Source organism: Leeuwenhoekiella parthenopeia (assembly GCF_020782115.1).
Taxonomy (GTDB): Bacteria; Bacteroidota; Bacteroidia; order Flavobacteriales; family Flavobacteriaceae; genus Leeuwenhoekiella; species Leeuwenhoekiella parthenopeia.
This window is the reverse complement of sequence record NZ_JAJGMW010000016.1, coordinates 96,991-113,136: the sequence shown is the minus strand read 5'-3', so window position 1 is coordinate 113,136 and position 16,146 is coordinate 96,991. Positions and strand designations below refer to the sequence as shown.

17 protein-coding genes are annotated in these 16,146 nt (G+C 39.7%); 14 read left to right on the top strand and 3 right to left on the bottom strand.

All coding sequences use genetic code 11. From position 1 onward, the window contains the following. Positions 1-127 precede the first annotated feature (127 nt). From LLW17_RS12835 to LLW17_RS12775, 14 genes are all read left to right on the top strand, one after another. A complete protein-coding gene (locus LLW17_RS12835) occupies positions 128-580 on the top strand; it encodes a hypothetical protein (RefSeq protein ID WP_228230686.1) in 453 nt (150 codons plus the stop codon). Between the two features lie 51 nt (positions 581-631). Continuing rightward, on the top strand, positions 632-940 hold the full coding sequence (locus LLW17_RS19010; protein WP_350355212.1) for a DUF6660 family protein: 309 nt from the start codon (positions 632-634) through the stop codon (positions 938-940). Positions 941-1,064: 124 nt separating this feature from the next. Continuing rightward, positions 1,065-5,408 carry a CusA/CzcA family heavy metal efflux RND transporter gene (locus LLW17_RS12830; RefSeq protein ID WP_228230685.1) on the top strand — a complete coding sequence of 1,448 codons (4,344 nt, stop codon included), beginning with the start codon at positions 1,065-1,067 and terminating at the stop codon, positions 5,406-5,408. Continuing rightward, a complete protein-coding gene (locus LLW17_RS12825) occupies positions 5,408-6,607 on the top strand; it encodes an efflux RND transporter periplasmic adaptor subunit (protein WP_228230684.1) in 1,200 nt (399 codons plus the stop codon). The genes LLW17_RS12830 and LLW17_RS12825 overlap by 1 nt, the downstream gene beginning before the upstream one ends. A gap of 4 nt (positions 6,608-6,611) precedes the next feature. Continuing rightward, positions 6,612-7,247, top strand: coding sequence for a cation diffusion facilitator family transporter (locus LLW17_RS12820; protein WP_228230683.1), 636 nt, complete (start codon positions 6,612-6,614; stop codon positions 7,245-7,247). Then, entirely contained in the window at positions 7,247-7,663 is a 417-nt protein-coding gene (locus tag LLW17_RS12815) for a Fur family transcriptional regulator (RefSeq protein WP_126160965.1), read from the top strand. The genes LLW17_RS12820 and LLW17_RS12815 overlap by 1 nt, the downstream gene beginning before the upstream one ends. A gap of 57 nt (positions 7,664-7,720) precedes the next feature. Continuing rightward, on the top strand, positions 7,721-8,077 hold the full coding sequence (locus LLW17_RS12810; RefSeq protein WP_228230682.1) for a SpoIIAA family protein: 357 nt from the start codon (positions 7,721-7,723) through the stop codon (positions 8,075-8,077). Further along, positions 8,078-10,051 (top strand): heavy metal translocating P-type ATPase, encoded by a 1,974-nt coding sequence (locus tag LLW17_RS12805; RefSeq protein WP_228230681.1) that lies wholly within the window; start codon positions 8,078-8,080, stop codon positions 10,049-10,051. A gap of 82 nt (positions 10,052-10,133) precedes the next feature. Further along, a complete protein-coding gene (locus LLW17_RS12800; protein WP_228230680.1) occupies positions 10,134-10,619 on the top strand; it encodes an asparaginase domain-containing protein in 486 nt (161 codons plus the stop codon). A gap of 596 nt (positions 10,620-11,215) precedes the next feature. Further along, on the top strand, positions 11,216-11,542 hold the full coding sequence (locus tag LLW17_RS12795) for a response regulator transcription factor (RefSeq protein ID WP_228230679.1): 327 nt from the start codon (positions 11,216-11,218) through the stop codon (positions 11,540-11,542). Between the two features lie 276 nt (positions 11,543-11,818). Next, positions 11,819-12,655: an RteC domain-containing protein gene (locus LLW17_RS12790; RefSeq protein ID WP_228230678.1), complete on the top strand. Its 837-nt coding sequence runs from the start codon at positions 11,819-11,821 to the stop codon at positions 12,653-12,655. Positions 12,656-12,977: 322 nt separating this feature from the next. Next, complete coding sequence (locus LLW17_RS12785) at positions 12,978-13,262, top strand: helix-turn-helix domain-containing protein (protein WP_099647815.1); 285 nt, start codon at positions 12,978-12,980, stop codon at positions 13,260-13,262. Between the two features lie 3 nt (positions 13,263-13,265). After that, positions 13,266-14,018, top strand: coding sequence for a hypothetical protein (locus LLW17_RS12780; RefSeq protein WP_228230677.1), 753 nt, complete (start codon positions 13,266-13,268; stop codon positions 14,016-14,018). Further along, the gene (locus LLW17_RS12775; RefSeq protein ID WP_228230676.1) at positions 14,002-14,664 is read left to right on the top strand and encodes a P-loop NTPase family protein; all 663 of its coding nucleotides are present in this window, start codon (positions 14,002-14,004) and stop codon (positions 14,662-14,664) included. Before LLW17_RS12780 ends, LLW17_RS12775 begins: the two co-directional genes overlap by 17 nt. Positions 14,665-14,675: 11 nt before the next feature. On the opposite strand, the gene LLW17_RS12770 is transcribed toward LLW17_RS12775, so the two are convergent. The 3 genes from LLW17_RS12770 to LLW17_RS12760 are packed head-to-tail and all read right to left on the bottom strand — an operon-like array spanning position 14,676 to position 16,099. Then, positions 14,676-15,050 (bottom strand): nuclear transport factor 2 family protein, encoded by a 375-nt coding sequence (locus tag LLW17_RS12770; RefSeq protein WP_228230675.1) that lies wholly within the window; start codon positions 15,048-15,050, stop codon positions 14,676-14,678. A gap of 52 nt (positions 15,051-15,102) precedes the next feature. Further along, positions 15,103-15,480: an iron chaperone gene (locus LLW17_RS12765; RefSeq protein WP_228230674.1), complete on the bottom strand. Its 378-nt coding sequence runs from the start codon at positions 15,478-15,480 to the stop codon at positions 15,103-15,105. Positions 15,481-15,487: 7 nt separating this feature from the next. Continuing rightward, positions 15,488-16,099: a YdeI/OmpD-associated family protein gene (locus LLW17_RS12760; protein ID WP_228230673.1), complete on the bottom strand. Its 612-nt coding sequence runs from the start codon at positions 16,097-16,099 to the stop codon at positions 15,488-15,490. Positions 16,100-16,146 lie beyond the last annotated feature (47 nt).

Genomic DNA, 16,146 nt, shown 5'->3' with positions numbered 1-16,146 from the left:
TCAGCTGAGTCCTTCAATGCAAAGATCAAAGCATTTAGAAGCCAATTTAGAGGAGTAAAAAACATAGAATTCTTTCTATACAGATTAACTACAATTTTTGCTTAAACACAACAATTAGGATTGATCCATGATGGCCCTGACAAATCGAATTTGGGCATCTAAGGTTATAACCTTTGAATACGCCATTCAACCTCTCAACATACTAAAGCAAGTCTTGTCTATGTTTATGTCGATTGATACAAGTGACCAACTTCTAAATTTAGAAGGGCTATCAAAATTTCTATTGGATAAAGATTCCCAGACACTTCCAGAAATTATAAGGGTTTTTGTATATCATACTGCTACAAAGCAAGTAAGAAATGGTTGGGGAATGGCAAGAACGGAAAAAGGATTTCACACTCTTGGCGAGATTACCTATCCGCCATTTGGTTTAGTTTATGCCTTAAATTCTGAACCGACCCGCAATGATTTTTTTGAAATTACGGATTTTAAAAATTATGTTTTCAATCGAACTGTTCAGGCGAGGATGACCATACCTTTTTTGACACCTAAAACATATATTCCTGGTCTTTACACATAACCTAAAATACTTTGCAACACGATTGCATTAAAATTCTGTTATCTTTGTAACGTGAAATTTATAGCAATCATATTATCCTTTTACTTTTTGGCACTTAATGCTGTGCCTTGTAGCGACTCGGCGAATAACGAAATTGATTCCCAAGTTGTTACGGTAATCGACTTTGATGGCGAACACGACCAAGATTGCGAGTTATGCTCGCCTTTTTGCCAATGTCATTGCTGCCACGTTCACACTATAAATTTTGGGCTTGTTGCTTTTGAAACGCTACAGGCTGCAATCCCACACGAATTTTTTGCCCATTTTGATAATCTCGGCAAAGATATTCCCCATTCCCTTTTACAACCCCCTCGGGCATAATTCAGTTTTCATAGGATAGCTATATCCTGTCTTGACGTGTCTTCATTTTAGGTATGTCAATATAGTGCGTTGCATTTCTGCATTGCGCTCACAGAGAATTTAAACTGAATTAACACCCTTATCTATGATTAATAAAATCATTGATTTTTCAATCAATAACAAATTTATTATTGGTCTGCTCACGCTTGCATTAATTGGTGCAGGTATATATAGTATGACCCAAGTTCCTATTGACGCTGTACCCGATATTACGAATAATCAGGTACAGGTCATTACACAATCGCCCAATCTCGGGACAGAGGATATCGAGCAATTTGTGACGTATCCCGTCGAGGTGGCTATGAGTAACCTGCCCAATGTCAAAGAAATCCGTTCGGTTTCCCGCTTTGGTCTTTCTGTTGTAACCATTGTATTTGACGATGATGTAGGGACGTATTTACCTAGACAACTTGTTGCCGAGAAACTTACTGAGGTACAGGAACAAATTCCTATGGGTTTTGGCGAACCAGCAATGGGACCCATTTCAACGGGATTGGGCGAAATCTACCAATATACCCTTGAAGTCGATGATGAGCACCAGGGCGAATATTCTGCAACGGAACTGAGAACGATTCAGGACTGGATAGTCCGCAGACAAATGGCAATGGTTACTGGTGTTGTGGAAGTGAATGCTTTTGGCGGAAATAAAAAACAATACGAAGTAGCCGTTGACCCTGACGAACTTCGTGCCATCGGAATTACAATATCTGAAGTGTTTTCAGCTTTGGAAAACAATAATCAGAATACGGGCGGTGCCTATATTGAGCGAAATCATCAAGCTAATTTCATCCGTGGCGAAGGACTTGCCAGAACCATTTCGGATATCGAAAATATGGTTGTAAAAACGGTCAACGGCATTCCTATAAAAATAAAGGATGTAGGGAATGTGAGTATAGGAAGTGCCGTGCGCTATGGTGCGCTGACCAAAGATGGTAAGGGTGAGGCCGTAGGCGGAATGATTTTGATGCTAAAAGGCGCAAATTCCAACGAAGTTATTGAAAATGTAACCCAACGGATGGAACAAATTCAGCAGTCGCTTCCAGATGGGGTTAGTATCAAACCTTTCCTCGACCGTAGCGAATTGATTGCGGAAACCACCGGAACGGTAACTGGAAACCTTTTGGAAGGTGGCCTTATCGTGATTTTTGTTCTGGTCTTGCTCTTAGGGAATTGGCGCGGTGGTTTAATAGTGGCATCCACCATTCCCCTATCGCTGTTGTTTGCGTTCATACTAATGAACGTTTTTGACGTGTGGGCAAACCTGATGAGTTTGGGGGCAATCGACTTTGGAATCATCGTGGACGGTGCTGTCATCATTGTGGAAAGTACCGTTTTCCTAATGTATTCTTATGTAGTCAAAAAGAAGGCCGTGAGTTCTGAAACGAGGGACGAAATCGCTGCAAAGGCCTCTAAGAAGATGATGAATGCCGCCTTCTTTGGTCAGCTAATCATACTTATTGTATTCCTTCCTATTCTGGCGCTCGAAGGGGTTGAAGGTAAGATGTTTCAGCCTATGGCTTTAACTTTCATCTTTGCTATGATTGGTGCAATGTTACTTTGCTTGACTTATGTTCCAATGATTTCGGCATTATTCCTTAGACCACCAAAATCTGAAAAGAAATCGTATGGCGATAAGTTTGTGCATTGGGTAGAGCGAAAATATGAACCGCTATTGACCAAATCACTCACTAAAGGGAAGATGGTTATAGGTATTGCTATTGCTCTTTTTGCAGTTGCCATTTTTGCTTTTACCAGAATGGGCGGCGAATTCATCCCACAATTGGACGAAGGCGATATTGCCTTTCACGCCATCCTAAAACCGGGAAGTTCCCTTTCAGAAACGATAGAAACAACCACAAAAATAGAGCGTATCGTAAAAGCGGAATTTCCAGAGGTGGAAACTATCATCAGCCGTATTGGTGTGGCCGATGTGCCTACCGACCCTATGCCAATGGATATTGCAGATGTATTCGTCATCTTAAAACCAAGTGATGAATGGACATCTGCCGAGAGCAAAGATGAATTGGTGGAAAAAATGAAAGAAGCCATAAGCATAATTCCCGGTGTCAATTATGAATTTACCCAACCCATAGAAATGCGTTTTAACGAACTACTTACGGGTGTACGTGAAGATGTTGCTATCAAACTGTTTGGGGAAGATTTGGACATTCTGGCAAGCAAGGCGGAAGAAATGGGCAAAATCATTGCGACCGTTTCTGGTGTAGCGGATATGAAAGTAGAGGCAACTGACGGATTACCTCAAATAACCATTGATTACAACCGCAATAAACTGGCACAATATGGGCTTGAAATCAACCAGCTCAATAGTGTGGTACAGGCTGCTTTTGCAGGTGGTAAGGCAGGTGTGATATTCGAGGGGGAAAAGCGATTTGACTTGGTGGTTAGACTGCAAAAAGAAAACCGAGAAAGCATTAATGATATCCAAAACCTATTTATCAATTTGCCTAATGGTTCACAAATTCCGTTAAGGGAAATTGCGAATGTGAGCTACGAACCCGGCCCAATGCAAATAAGCAGGGACAATACAAATAGACGAACGTATGTAGGTATCAATATACGTGACCGTGATGTTAAATCGGTAGTCGAAGAAATTCAGGATAAATTAGATGCCCAATTTGAATTGCCCCCTGGATATTACATTCGTTATGGTGGTGCTTTTGAAAACCTCGAACGTGCCAGCAATAGGCTACAGACCGTTGTCCCGATTGCTTTATTGCTAATTTTCATTTTGATTTATTTCGCTTTAAAATCCTTTCCCCAAACCTTGATGATTTATTTGGCCATCCCTATGGCAACCATTGGTGGCGTTTTTGCCCTATGGCTCAGGGATATGCCATTTAGCATTTCCGCAGGGGTTGGTTTTATCGTGCTCTTTGGTGTGGCGGTACTGAATGGATTGGTAATGATAAGCGGATTGAACGAACTGAAGGAAGAAGGTGTGACCAATTTGAGAGACCGCATAGTGGAAGGCACAAAACGAAGGATCCGCCCGATTATGCTTACTGCCTTAACCGATATTCTTGGTTTCCTGCCTATGGCCATTTCAGCATCCGCAGGGGCTGAAGTGCAACGACCCTTGGCTACCGTGGTCATTGGTGGATTGATAACTTCCACCCTCTTGACGCTCTTTATACTGCCCATCTTTTATCAATGGGTCGAGAAACGTTCGGAACGAAAAGCGAAATTGAATCCAAAATTTGCTACCGCTATGGCAGTGGTTTGTTTGCTATTTACTTCCACTTTCGCGAAAGCGCAGCAACTTCCACAGAATGATTCCCTGCAAGTAATATCATTAGAAAAAGCGGTAGAAGTTTCTACGGAAAACTATCCGCTCTTGAAAACGAAACAGTTGGAAATTCAAAGACAAACTGCTCTAAAAGGCACAGCTTACGATTTTGGAAACACCCAAGTGTTTACAGGTGGCGAGGAAATATCGGATGGTCAGGGGATTTATACATTGGTTGGTTTAGGGCAACAGAATATCAACTTATTCGGCATAGGTGCGAAAAAGCGTCTGCAAAAGCAACGTATCGCTTTGGCCGAAACAGCTCTTGACCTTTCTGAACTTCAGGTAGAACAGGAAGTTAAAAAGGCGTGGTCGCAAGCTTATCAGCAACGGCAGAAATTTGAACTGTACAGAGAACTGGATTCTATCTATTCACAATTTGAAAAAGCCATTGCGCTTAATTATGAGGTAGAAGCCATTTCAAGGTTGGAATATTCATCAGCGACAAATCAAGCCTTGCAAATCAGTAACAAATTGCAACAGGCTGAAACCGATTATGCTATTGCCTTACAAAAACTCAACTTATGGCTGGTCTCGGACGTTTTTTATACTGTTCCAAAATCGCTTGATGAAAGTGAAGTTGCCGTATTGGGCATACCCACATCAGTAGAAAATCATCCCGAACTGAAGCTTTCGCAAAGGCAAATTGATGAAGCTGAGGCAAATTATGATGCGGCACGTGCTGACTTGCTTCCTAAGTTTAATCTTCAGGGCGGACTTCAAAGAGTGAACGGCAATAGCGGGTTCTACAGCTATCAAGCTGGTATTTCCATTCCTTTATTTTCCGGTACGGAACGTAGCCAAGCCAAAGCCGCCAAAATTGACAGCGAGATCGCAAGAACTAATGCTGAATATACACAACGCCAATTGCAATCTGAATATCAGCAGGCCGTACAGTCCTATCAAAAATGGGAAACATCTTGGCAATTTTACAGGGATAAAGCCTTACCCCTTGCTGAAGAACAACGCAAGGGCGCACTACTTGCCTACAAGGAAGGTGCGGTAGACTATGCAGCGTTCACGCAAATCATACGGGATGCCATAAATACTGAAATGGATGCGCTGGATGCGCTCGACAATTATCTAAAATCAGTTTTCGAACTACAATATTTCAAACAATAATGAAAAATCTATCTAAATATACAGTCATCAGTTTATTGGCTATTCTCTTAGGGTTAACCTCTTGCGGTGATTCTAAATCAGAGTTAGCTGAAAACAATGAGGGAAATTCTGAAACGGAAGAAGCCCACGCAGAAGGCAAAGCCGAAGAAGTGATGCTCACAGCAAAACAGTTCGACGCCCTGCAAATGCAAATCGATACCCTACAAATGAGAAATATGAGTGGGTACGTGGAAGCCAATGGTCAGTTGGAAGTTCCACCACAGAATGAAGCATCCATTACAACAGTGGTGGGTGCAAACGTAGTTTCCATAGAAGTTATCGAGGGTGATAAGGTCAATAAAGGGCAAACAGTCGCTTACCTATCGCACCCCAACATTATTCAAAAACAGACCGACTACCTGAACGCGTATAGCAACAGTCAATTTTTAAAGAAGGAATTTGAACGACAAAAAACCCTTTACGATGCAGGTGTAGGAAGCGGTGCTAATTTTCAAAAGGCGGAAGCCGAATACCAAGCATCCCGAAGTATGGCAAAAGGTCTTGAAGCCCAACTGCAACAACTAAACGTTAGTGCATCGGGCGTAAGGAACGGAACGATTTACCAGCGTGTCGCGCTGCGAAGTCCCATCGAAGGATTTGTACAAAAGGTAGAGGTTAAAACAGGGCAGTATGTAGAACCCCAGACCGACCTAATGGAAATCGTGGACACCCATCACGTTCACGCAGATTTGATGGTGTTTGAGAAGGATGTCTATAAGGTGAAGGAAGGTCAGAAAGTGACGTTCAATGTCCAATCCATTCCTGGGAAGGAACTGACCGCGGAAATCTATTCAGTAGGAAAGACTTTTGAGCAGAATCCCAAAGCGATACACGTTCACGCAGAAATCGAGAACAAGGAAGGCAATCTTATTCCCGGAATGTATATCCAAGGGCGCATACAAACGGACAATAGTAAGACGTTGGCGATACCCGAAAGTGCCATAGCCGCAGATGGTAACCGATTTTTTGTTTTTTCGGTTGAAAAGGAAGGTGATGATTGGTCTTTTACACCTAATGAAGTAACAAAAGGGTCTCAAGATGGGGAATGGATTCCCATTGATTTTCTAACAGAACAAAAATCGAATGTCAAATATGCTTTGAATAATGCTTATTATTTAATGGCCGAAATGAAAAAGGGCGAAGCGGAACATAGTCACTAATCCTATGGAAACAAAAAGAAAACAAAATTTAAAAGAAGCACGTACACTTCAAATCTGGAATGTCATCTATGATGTTATAGAGGTAGTCGTATCGCTAATCGCAGGCTTTACCGCAAACAGTTCGGCGTTGATAGGCTGGGGACTTGACAGTACCATTGAGGTGATAAGTGCCGGAACACTGGGCTGGCGATTGCACGGCGAAATCAAAGGCATTGATGAAAGGCGTGTAGAGAAAAGAAAAATGATAACGCTCTACGTCATTGCGATATCCTTTGCGCTTATCTGTGCATTCATATCCTATGATTCTATATCAAAACTGATGAGTCAAGAAACCGCTTCTTGGTCAACGGTGGGCATTGTGATACTGATGGTATCATTGGTTGTAAATCCCATTTTGATTTACTACAAACGGAACTATGGAAATAAACTGGATAGTCCCGCTCTGTTAGCGGATGCCAAGGACACTTTTATCTGCCTGTACCAAACCGTGGTAGTTCTATTGGGTCTGCTGCTCGTGAAATGGTTGGGCTGGTGGTGGGCAGACCCTGTCGCGGCATTGTTGATAGTTCCCTACGCGGCAAAAGAAGGCTGGGAAGCCTTTACCAAAGCAAAAAACATAAAAAAGAATCTCGATAAATAATGAAAGAAATAGAAAAAACATTGGAAAACAAAAGTGTGCGTCCTACGGCTATGCGCATTTTGATTTATAAGTATATGGCCGAGAAAGAAATTGCCGTTGCATTAACGGACATTGAGAACGCTTTCGCGAAAGCGGACAGAACTACACTTTACCGAACCTTAAAAACTTTTGAAGAAAAAGGAATTGTGCACCAAATAGACGATGGCACCAATATTTCAAAATATGCGCTTTGCGAACCTGGGTGCAATTGTGAAATCGAACAAGATTTACACTTGCATTTTCATTGTAACAACTGCGATGAAACAGTATGTCTCACAGAACATAAGATACCGCAGGTTAATCTACCAGATGGATATGTGGCTGAGGATGCGAACTTAGTTATAAAAGGAATTTGCGAAAAGTGTAGCGGGCAATAAATGCACTTCCGTTGCACGGTTTAAACCTGTACTTTGAAAGCTGAAAAATAAGAAGTTATGATACAGTTTATAGAAACAAAAAAAGAAAACCTGATTGCAGCAAAGCTTTTGGGCAAATTGAATGAAGAAAATTTACAGACCGTTCACGAACGCATACACCAAATTATCGATAAGGGTCATAAAGTGGACTTTTATTTTGAAATGGAAAATTTCGAAGGCTATACCCTTAAAGGATTTTGGGAAGACATAAAAACTGATGCCGCACATATTAAAGACTATGGAAAAATGGCGTTTGTCGGCGAAAAGAAATGGCAAGAATGGGCTGCGAAAGCCACCGACTTCTTCACAAGCTCGGAAGTAAAATACTTCGATTTAAAAGATAAAGAACAAGCAAAAATTTGGATATCAGAATAGATGAAAAAGAAAAAAGTAAATTTACGCGACATAGACCCTAAAGAACATAAGGGCGAGCACAGCCACGATGACGGACACAATCATAGCAGTCAGGAAGAATTGTCAAACTTCAGAACTTATTTGCCCGCCATTTTCAGCTTTGTGTTGCTAATTGCTGGTATTGCTATTGATTATTTTGATGCCTTCCCCTTCTTTAAAGGTTGGATTCGAGTTGTCTGGTACACTGTGGCTTACATTCCTGTAGGATTTCCTGTTATACGGGAAGGTTGGAACAGCATCTTAAAAGGCGACTTTTTTACGGAATTTTTCTTGATGTCCATTGCCACTTTGGGGGCTTTTGCCATAGGCGAATATCCCGAAGGTGTGGCGGTTATGCTGTTCTATGCCGTAGGCGAACTGTTCCAGAATGCAGCGGTCAACCGCGCCAAAAGAAATATTAAAGCACTACTTGATGTGCGCCCTAATGAAGCATTGGTCTATCGTGATGATGATTTTGTCTCTGTCAATCCTGAAACTGTCGAGATTGGCGAGAAAATTCAAGTACGAGTGGGTGAAAAAGTACCACTCGATGGTATTTTACTTTCAGATAAAGGGTCGTTTAATACCGCAGCGTTAACGGGCGAAAGCAAGCCCGATACCATTGCGAAAGGCGAAAAGGTTTTTGCGGGAAGCATCAATCTCGATGGTGTCATCGAAATTGAAACCACCAAAGAATTTAAGGACAGTTCCATTGCCCGTATTCTGGATATGGTGCAAAATGCTACCGCTCGTAAATCAAAGACTGAATTGTTCATCAGAAAGTTTGCACGAATCTATACACCAATCGTGGTTTTTCTTGCTATCGGCTTAACGTTTTTGCCTTACTTTTTTGTGGACGATTATGTATTTAGGGATTGGCTTTATCGTGCGTTGATTTTCTTGGTTATTTCCTGTCCCTGTGCTTTGGTTATATCAATTCCATTAGGATATTTCGGCGGATTGGGTGCAGCATCCCGCAACGGTATTTTGTTCAAGGGCGCATCCTTTTTGGATGCAATGACCAAAGTCAATACCGTGGTAATGGACAAAACGGGAACTGTTACCAAAGGGGTCTTCAAGATTAAGGAAGTGGTCAATACATCCACTTTCGCAGAAGCGGAATTTATGCAATACCTGATGGCGATGGAAGAACAATCTACCCATCCCATCGCAAAGGCAATTCTGGAATACAAAGCTGATGGTGCCGACTTGGAAGCAACCGAAGTTTCCGAGGTCGCCGGAAAGGGCTTAAAAGGAACGGTCAACGGAAAAACTGTTTTGGTCGGTAACAAAGCATTGATGACCTCGAACAGTGTCGAAGTACCTTCTGAAACCGATAGTATAGTAGAATCCATAGTGATGGTAGCTATTGACGGGAAATTTGCAGGTTATGTAACCATTGCCGATGAACTGAAGGAAGATGCCCACCAAGCCATTAAGCAAATACGTGAGGCTGGTATTTCAAAAATCATAATGCTTTCGGGCGATAAGGATTCCATTACCCAGCAAGTAGCAAAAGAACTGAACATAGATTGGGCAAAAGGTGGTTTATTGCCGGAAGATAAGTTAAACGAGGTCGAAGAACTCAAAAAACAACCTGAAACGAAAGTAGCCTTTATAGGCGATGGTATTAATGATGCGCCTGTATTGGCGGCCAGTGGTGTAGGTATCGCAATGGGTGGTTTGGGCAGCGATGTTGCCATTGAGACGGCAGATGTTATTATCCAAACCGACCAACCAAGCAAGATTGCCAGGGCAATTAAAATTGGGCGTTCAACCCGAAGCATCGTTTGGCAAAATATTGGCTTGGCATTTGGGGTAAAAGTAATTGTGCTTATTCTTGGTGCAGGCGGTTTGGCAACTATGTGGGAAGCGGTGTTTGCTGATGTGGGTGTGGCGCTTTTGGCTATATTAAATGCAGTTCGGTTGCAGAAGATGAAGTGGAAAGATTCTTAAACAAACAGTGACTTAACAAGTTCAACAAGAGTTGAGTATAAATTATTACCACTATATTTATAGGTCCAAACGAAGACCTATTATGATACATATATTCACAACAGGTGGCACCATAGAGGGCTTAGATTATGTTGATGACAACGGAATAACAAAATCCAATGTTACCATCGAGGATTTTTTTAAAGGTGCAAATGTTGATTTTAAATATACCATCGAGAGCGTCTTTAAAAAAGATAGTCGGGCAATAAATGAAAATGATAGAAAACTGTTAGTTAGCAAGATTGCCGAATCTAATGCAACTAAAATTTTAATAACACACGGTACTTTCACGATGGAAGATACCGCAAAATATATAGGAAGACTCAATCTGAAAAAAACCATTGTTCTGGTTGGGTCTTTCATTATAGGTTCATCTGAGAACACGGATGCACCATTTAATTTAGGATATGCAATCAGCTCGCTACAGCTTCTAAAACCGGATGTTTATATTGCTATGAACGGACAAATTTTTCTTTGGAACAATGTTTCAAAAAATTTAGAAACCAACAAATTTGAGCGCAATGAGTAGGAATATAAATGTTTGGGACATCAATACATTGGACAACGTTCTTCTATCTTTTAATAGATACGGTCATTGTATTGCTTACCCTTTATTTTTCGAGAAAAAAAACTCGCAGTAGCCTAAGACGGTTTCTCTATCTTGGCTTTTTATTTATTGCCTATAATGCCACTGGTGGGTTTCTACCCGTAGAAGATTTTCCCGGACCTTTTATACTTCAATATATAATTACTTACGGTGTTGCCATTACGCTTTGTGTTTACATTGTTTACTACCTGTATAAAGAGTATGATATTGTTGTGTTGAAGTTTAACTCGTCCATTAGAAATCTTGCAATACTGGCAAGTGTCAGTTTTATAGTTTTATTCTTGATTCCCTATTTTCTAACAGATTCGCTGAAATCGGCACGTTTTCTTTTTACCATTCCGATATCGATTTTAGCCTTTATTTTTTTATTCATTTTCTACCGTAGAATCTCGAATCCCAGCAATCCAAATGCCTTTATACTAAGGCGAAATAAGTTGTCGATGGTTAGTGTGGCAAGCATAGCCTTATTACCCATTTGTACGGTAATAGGCGATTACCAATGGATAACTTTTACCGTTATGAACTTGGCTTTTTTTGCGATAACCGCTATTGAAGCTGATAGGTATTTGTACTTTATAGAAAACAACAATCGAATGTATGAGGTATTTGCCCTAAAGAAAAAACAACGTGATGAATCGGTAGAACGCAAAATCATTTATGAAGATTTGACCCGAAGGGAAATCGAGGTAGCCTTGTCAATTCTGAGTAATTTGAGCTATAAAAATATAGCCAAAGATTTGTTCATCGCTGAAAGTACTGTATCGAAACACGCATCCAATATCTTCAAAAAGACAGGCGTGAAGAATAGGCGTGAATTTTTAAAGCGATTCAGGAAGAAAAAATAGGCAAATTCAATTCTTTACAGAACCCCCTATTGGCAATACCTCACAAGTTATCCGTAGAAAAATACGGACTATTCCGTAATTATATACGGTACGTTTTCCTTGTAAAATCACAAGGTAAAGTTACTTTAGATAGAGTTCCCTAAAATACATCAATGAACCACAAATTTTATGAAGCGTGACTTTCATTTATACCATTTTGCAGGACTATGACATCATCTAACCAACCTTATCAACTAAATCCCATTACTATGGTTTATTATCTTAAAGTTCCTGCTTATGAACTCACAATTGCTATCTCAAAAACTTTTAAAGGATCTGGATGAAATCAAAATTCAGAATGGAAACATTATAGAAAGTGCCTACCTTTCCATAAAAGCCTGTCGCAAACTACTGAGCGCCTACAAAAAAGAAATAATCAAAACGAAATTTAAGACGGTTCAAGATGAGATAAATTTCTTCAAGAACACAAAGCAGGTTCCACTCATTAAACTCATCTACTTTTCTGAAATACATTCATTTGAGATTCAACTTCCCAAAGGCGATAAGGATGCCCAACTAAAATCGATAAAGAAAAAAATAAATAAAATAAATCGATTCTTCCTTTACAATATTGATTTTGGTCGATACGTCAATTCTGGGGCTACCCATTTTGACAAAGAATATTACACACGGGATTATCTGGAAACCTTTCATATCACAACATCCAAATTCTACTTTCAAGACCCTGAATTTTGCACACCGAGAGATATGCTTTTGGGCAAATACAAGGCGTACGATTATTTAGTGACCTATTTTGATGAAAAAAAAGATAGAGTTCGCAACGGATTAAACGGAAAACACAAGAGCATCAAGCCAATGGAAAAAATTGATTGGCCATTTTCTAACACAGATTATGTGGAACTGCTCTATGCACTATGTTCAAAAGGATTGGGAAAACAAAACAATCAAGGCATTATGCAGGTTTCAAAAAAGTTGGAAAAACTATTTAATATTGAACCAAAGGACATCTACAAAACCTATCAGGACATTAAAAACAGGAAAAACAGCAGAACACTTTTTCTGGACCAACTTGCTACATCGCTACTCATAGAAATGGATAGAAGTGAGGAATGAACCCTAAATTCACTCTATAAGTAGTACGTTTCAAACTGTTAAAAAAAGACCGTAGTACGGTCGACCTACGGTGATTTAGTTTCACGCGAATTTTTAATAAATTTCAGTATGCTTTGATGACTATATTTCCTAAAAGTCAACTCAAAACACACCAAAACACACCAAATTTCAAGATGTTAAATTTTGACCGTAGTACGGTCGTACTGGGGAATAAAATCCAATAAACCACCTCAAATTTGTAGAACGAAAGTCAAATCAGGTCAGGGACTATCAATTAAAAGTATGAACCCAGATAGTCCATTTCTATTAAAACCGTTCTATTATGCCGACAAGTATTATTACCACAGACGACCTTCGGGAATTCAAAATGGAATTGCTCGATGACATTAAAAAACTACTTACCAATCAGTCCAAAGGAAAACTAAAAAAATACCTCAAATCTTCTGAGGTTATGGATTTGCTTCAAGTGAGTCCAGGCACACTTCAAAATCTTCGTATCAATGGCACCTTGCCCTATACCAAAGTAGGTGGTATTATCTATTACGATACAGAAGAAATTCAAAAAGTGATGGACGCCAACCGTGTGTGTCACGGTCTAAATTCTTAAGCGATGAACTATATAAAGCTACTTAATGCGGCTTTTGAGAAGTTCTATTTTGATGACCGCCTAAATCCTACCCATATCAGTTTGTATATGGCGCTGTTCCAGGAATGGAACAGCTCTCGGTTTATGGATGAATTCTATGTAAATCGACGGGAACTGATGGGCGTTGCCAAGATTGGTTCAAAATCAACATACCATAGATGTATTGTGGAATTGGATGCTTGGCAGTACCTATCCTACTTTCCTTCCAACAATCCATACAAAGGCAGCAAAATCAAGATGGCCATTATTGGGACAAGTGATGAACCAGTTGTGGGACAGTACAATCCCATTTTAGAACAGCTTGCGGAACAGTACCATCCCAGAGGTGTACCGCTTGAGGGACACCACCATCCCAAAAATGGACAGGTTGTGTACCAACACCGTCCCATAGATGGACAAGCATTGGTATCTAATACAAACAATATCAAACTAGAAAACAATATAAAACAGCCAAAGGGCAGGCAGGCCGTTATTTTATTTTTTCAAGAAAAAGGTTTTGATGCTGATGAAGGAAAAAAATTCTACGAGCATTATGCAGACCGAGAATGGAAAACAAGCGACGGAAAGCCAATACGGGATTGGCGCTCATTGGCCACAAACTGGATGGATAGAACCGAACTTTTCGAAGAAGAAAACAAACCAAACAAAAAACAAGCGTCCCAAATCAAGGACAACTTGCGAACCACTAAAAACAAGGATTATGGACAACCCCTCTAAAATTATTGAAGGTGGCGTAGAATATTCGCTGGGAAAATTTGATGGCAAAAGCGTCCTATACGATTTTCCAAAAATTCTGATTTACCTGAATGCCAAAGGCAAACTACTGTTTGGCAAAAAATTCAGGATTTATGATGAGGACAAGGATATTCTACTGAAGCTCTGTTCTTACTTCATCAAGGACAAAGAAAATTGTAAAACGTACGGAATTGATATTGAAAAAGGTATTTTACTTTCTGGACCGGTAGGTTGTGGAAAGACCAGTTTAATGAAATTGCTACGGCATTTAGTTCCCTTGCAACGACCTTATGAAATGATTCCCTGCCGTAACGTAACATTCAGCTTTAACCATTTAGGATTTAAAACAGTTGAGGAATATGGTAACACCAAATTCTATTGCTTTGATGATTTAGGCGTGGAACCATCTGGAAGATTTTATGGAAAGGATCTTAATGTGATGGGCGAAGTGCTACTTTCTCGGTATGAACTTTATCTTCAGACTAAGCATAAAATAAAAACCCACGCCACTACCAATCTTAACGCTGAAGAATTGGAAGAACGCTACGGAAATCGTGTTCGTAGTCGGATGCGAGAGCTCTTTAATTTGATTGCTTTTGATACAAAGGCTGGCGATAAGAGAAAATAAACTTGTTCTGTTTAAATTGAGATTATATAGGAATCTATCCTTTTTATAATTTTGCCTGTAGTTTTTGCGAAAACATACACATCACAAAACGCATAGGTTTTACCATCCATTTTAATTTCCCCGTTAGCGGATGCTTCTTTACCGTGTGTAATGACACTATGCAAGGTCATCTCATCAGCAACTTTCTCTTTCATTTTGTGAATTTCTTTTGAGAAAGATTCCTTACCCTCAATTTTCTTATCGCCGTGCATTGTCCAAACTATATCATCACTTACGTGCTCAATAATAAAATCAGCATTCCCTTTGGCAAAGGCCACATTAAATTCCTTGATGAATTCTCTTTTTGGCGAGTTACCACAGTCAATTGGAATATTTATTTTTGTCATTTTAGCTATTAATTGATTCAACAAACTTTTTGAAACTGTCCAAATTGTGATACTAAATTTCCTTTCTCAGTAGTTCCATTCTATATCGAACCATTCTTTTAATTAATTCAACAGGAAGTGGTCTATCCAATGGAAATTGAACCGAGCCTTTTCCTTTTTTAAACTCGCTCAGTTCCGAATCAAACTTTTCCATAGTCGTAGGGTGCGGATATAACCCGACGTGTTTTTTGTAACCCGCGATCATAATTTGCTGTTCTCTTTTTCCACCTTCCAATAATGCATAAGCTGGAATGTTATAATTGAGCAATTCAGTCGCATTCTGTGCAACGTTTACTATGCACGCCTTTAACTCAAGTAGTGCTTTTTTCGTCTTATCGGGTTGAGCATTAAAATATTCGTTGACTGTTTTTAAATCTTTTGTGTCGCTCATTGTTTCTTTATTTCGCATATTTCCAAAACCTATCTTTTCCTTCAGCTATCCATTCTAAAGATTGTTCAATTCTTTTATTCCGAGTGGATTCTGTTTTTGCATCGGTTATCCAAATTAAATAATTCTTGCGAAATGAATCTGACTTGGTTTCAAAAATTTCTTTTGCCTTTAGGTTGGTGGCCAATTTTTCCACAAAGTAATCTGGTGTTTCGATTACTTTTGGTTTGTCGGACTTTTTTGCAACTACCTTGATTCCTTTATCATTCAAGATCATTGCCTCTTTAAGAAAACCAACAAATTCTTTATCGGATGGTAAATCTGATAGCGATGTGATTTTGCCCAAAAAGCGTTGAATAGGTTTTAGGTTTTTATTTTCTTTCAACCTTTTGTCTTTCATCAATTCTGCCTTGATAAATGAGAACGAGCAATGATTTTTATAGGAAGCCATTACATACATAAAATCGCCTTTATAGTCAAAGTGGGGAATTCCCCATTTAATGGCTTCATCTACATTTGGGCAAGTTTCGTGAACGAGTTGTCTCCAATGTTCTAAAATTGGCTTCGCAAAATCTTCTGAATTTCTAATATATTCCGTTACTTTTTTATTGAGTTGTTCCATCGGATTTTATTTTTTGTCTCCACAATAAGTCTCTTTAGGTTTCAAAA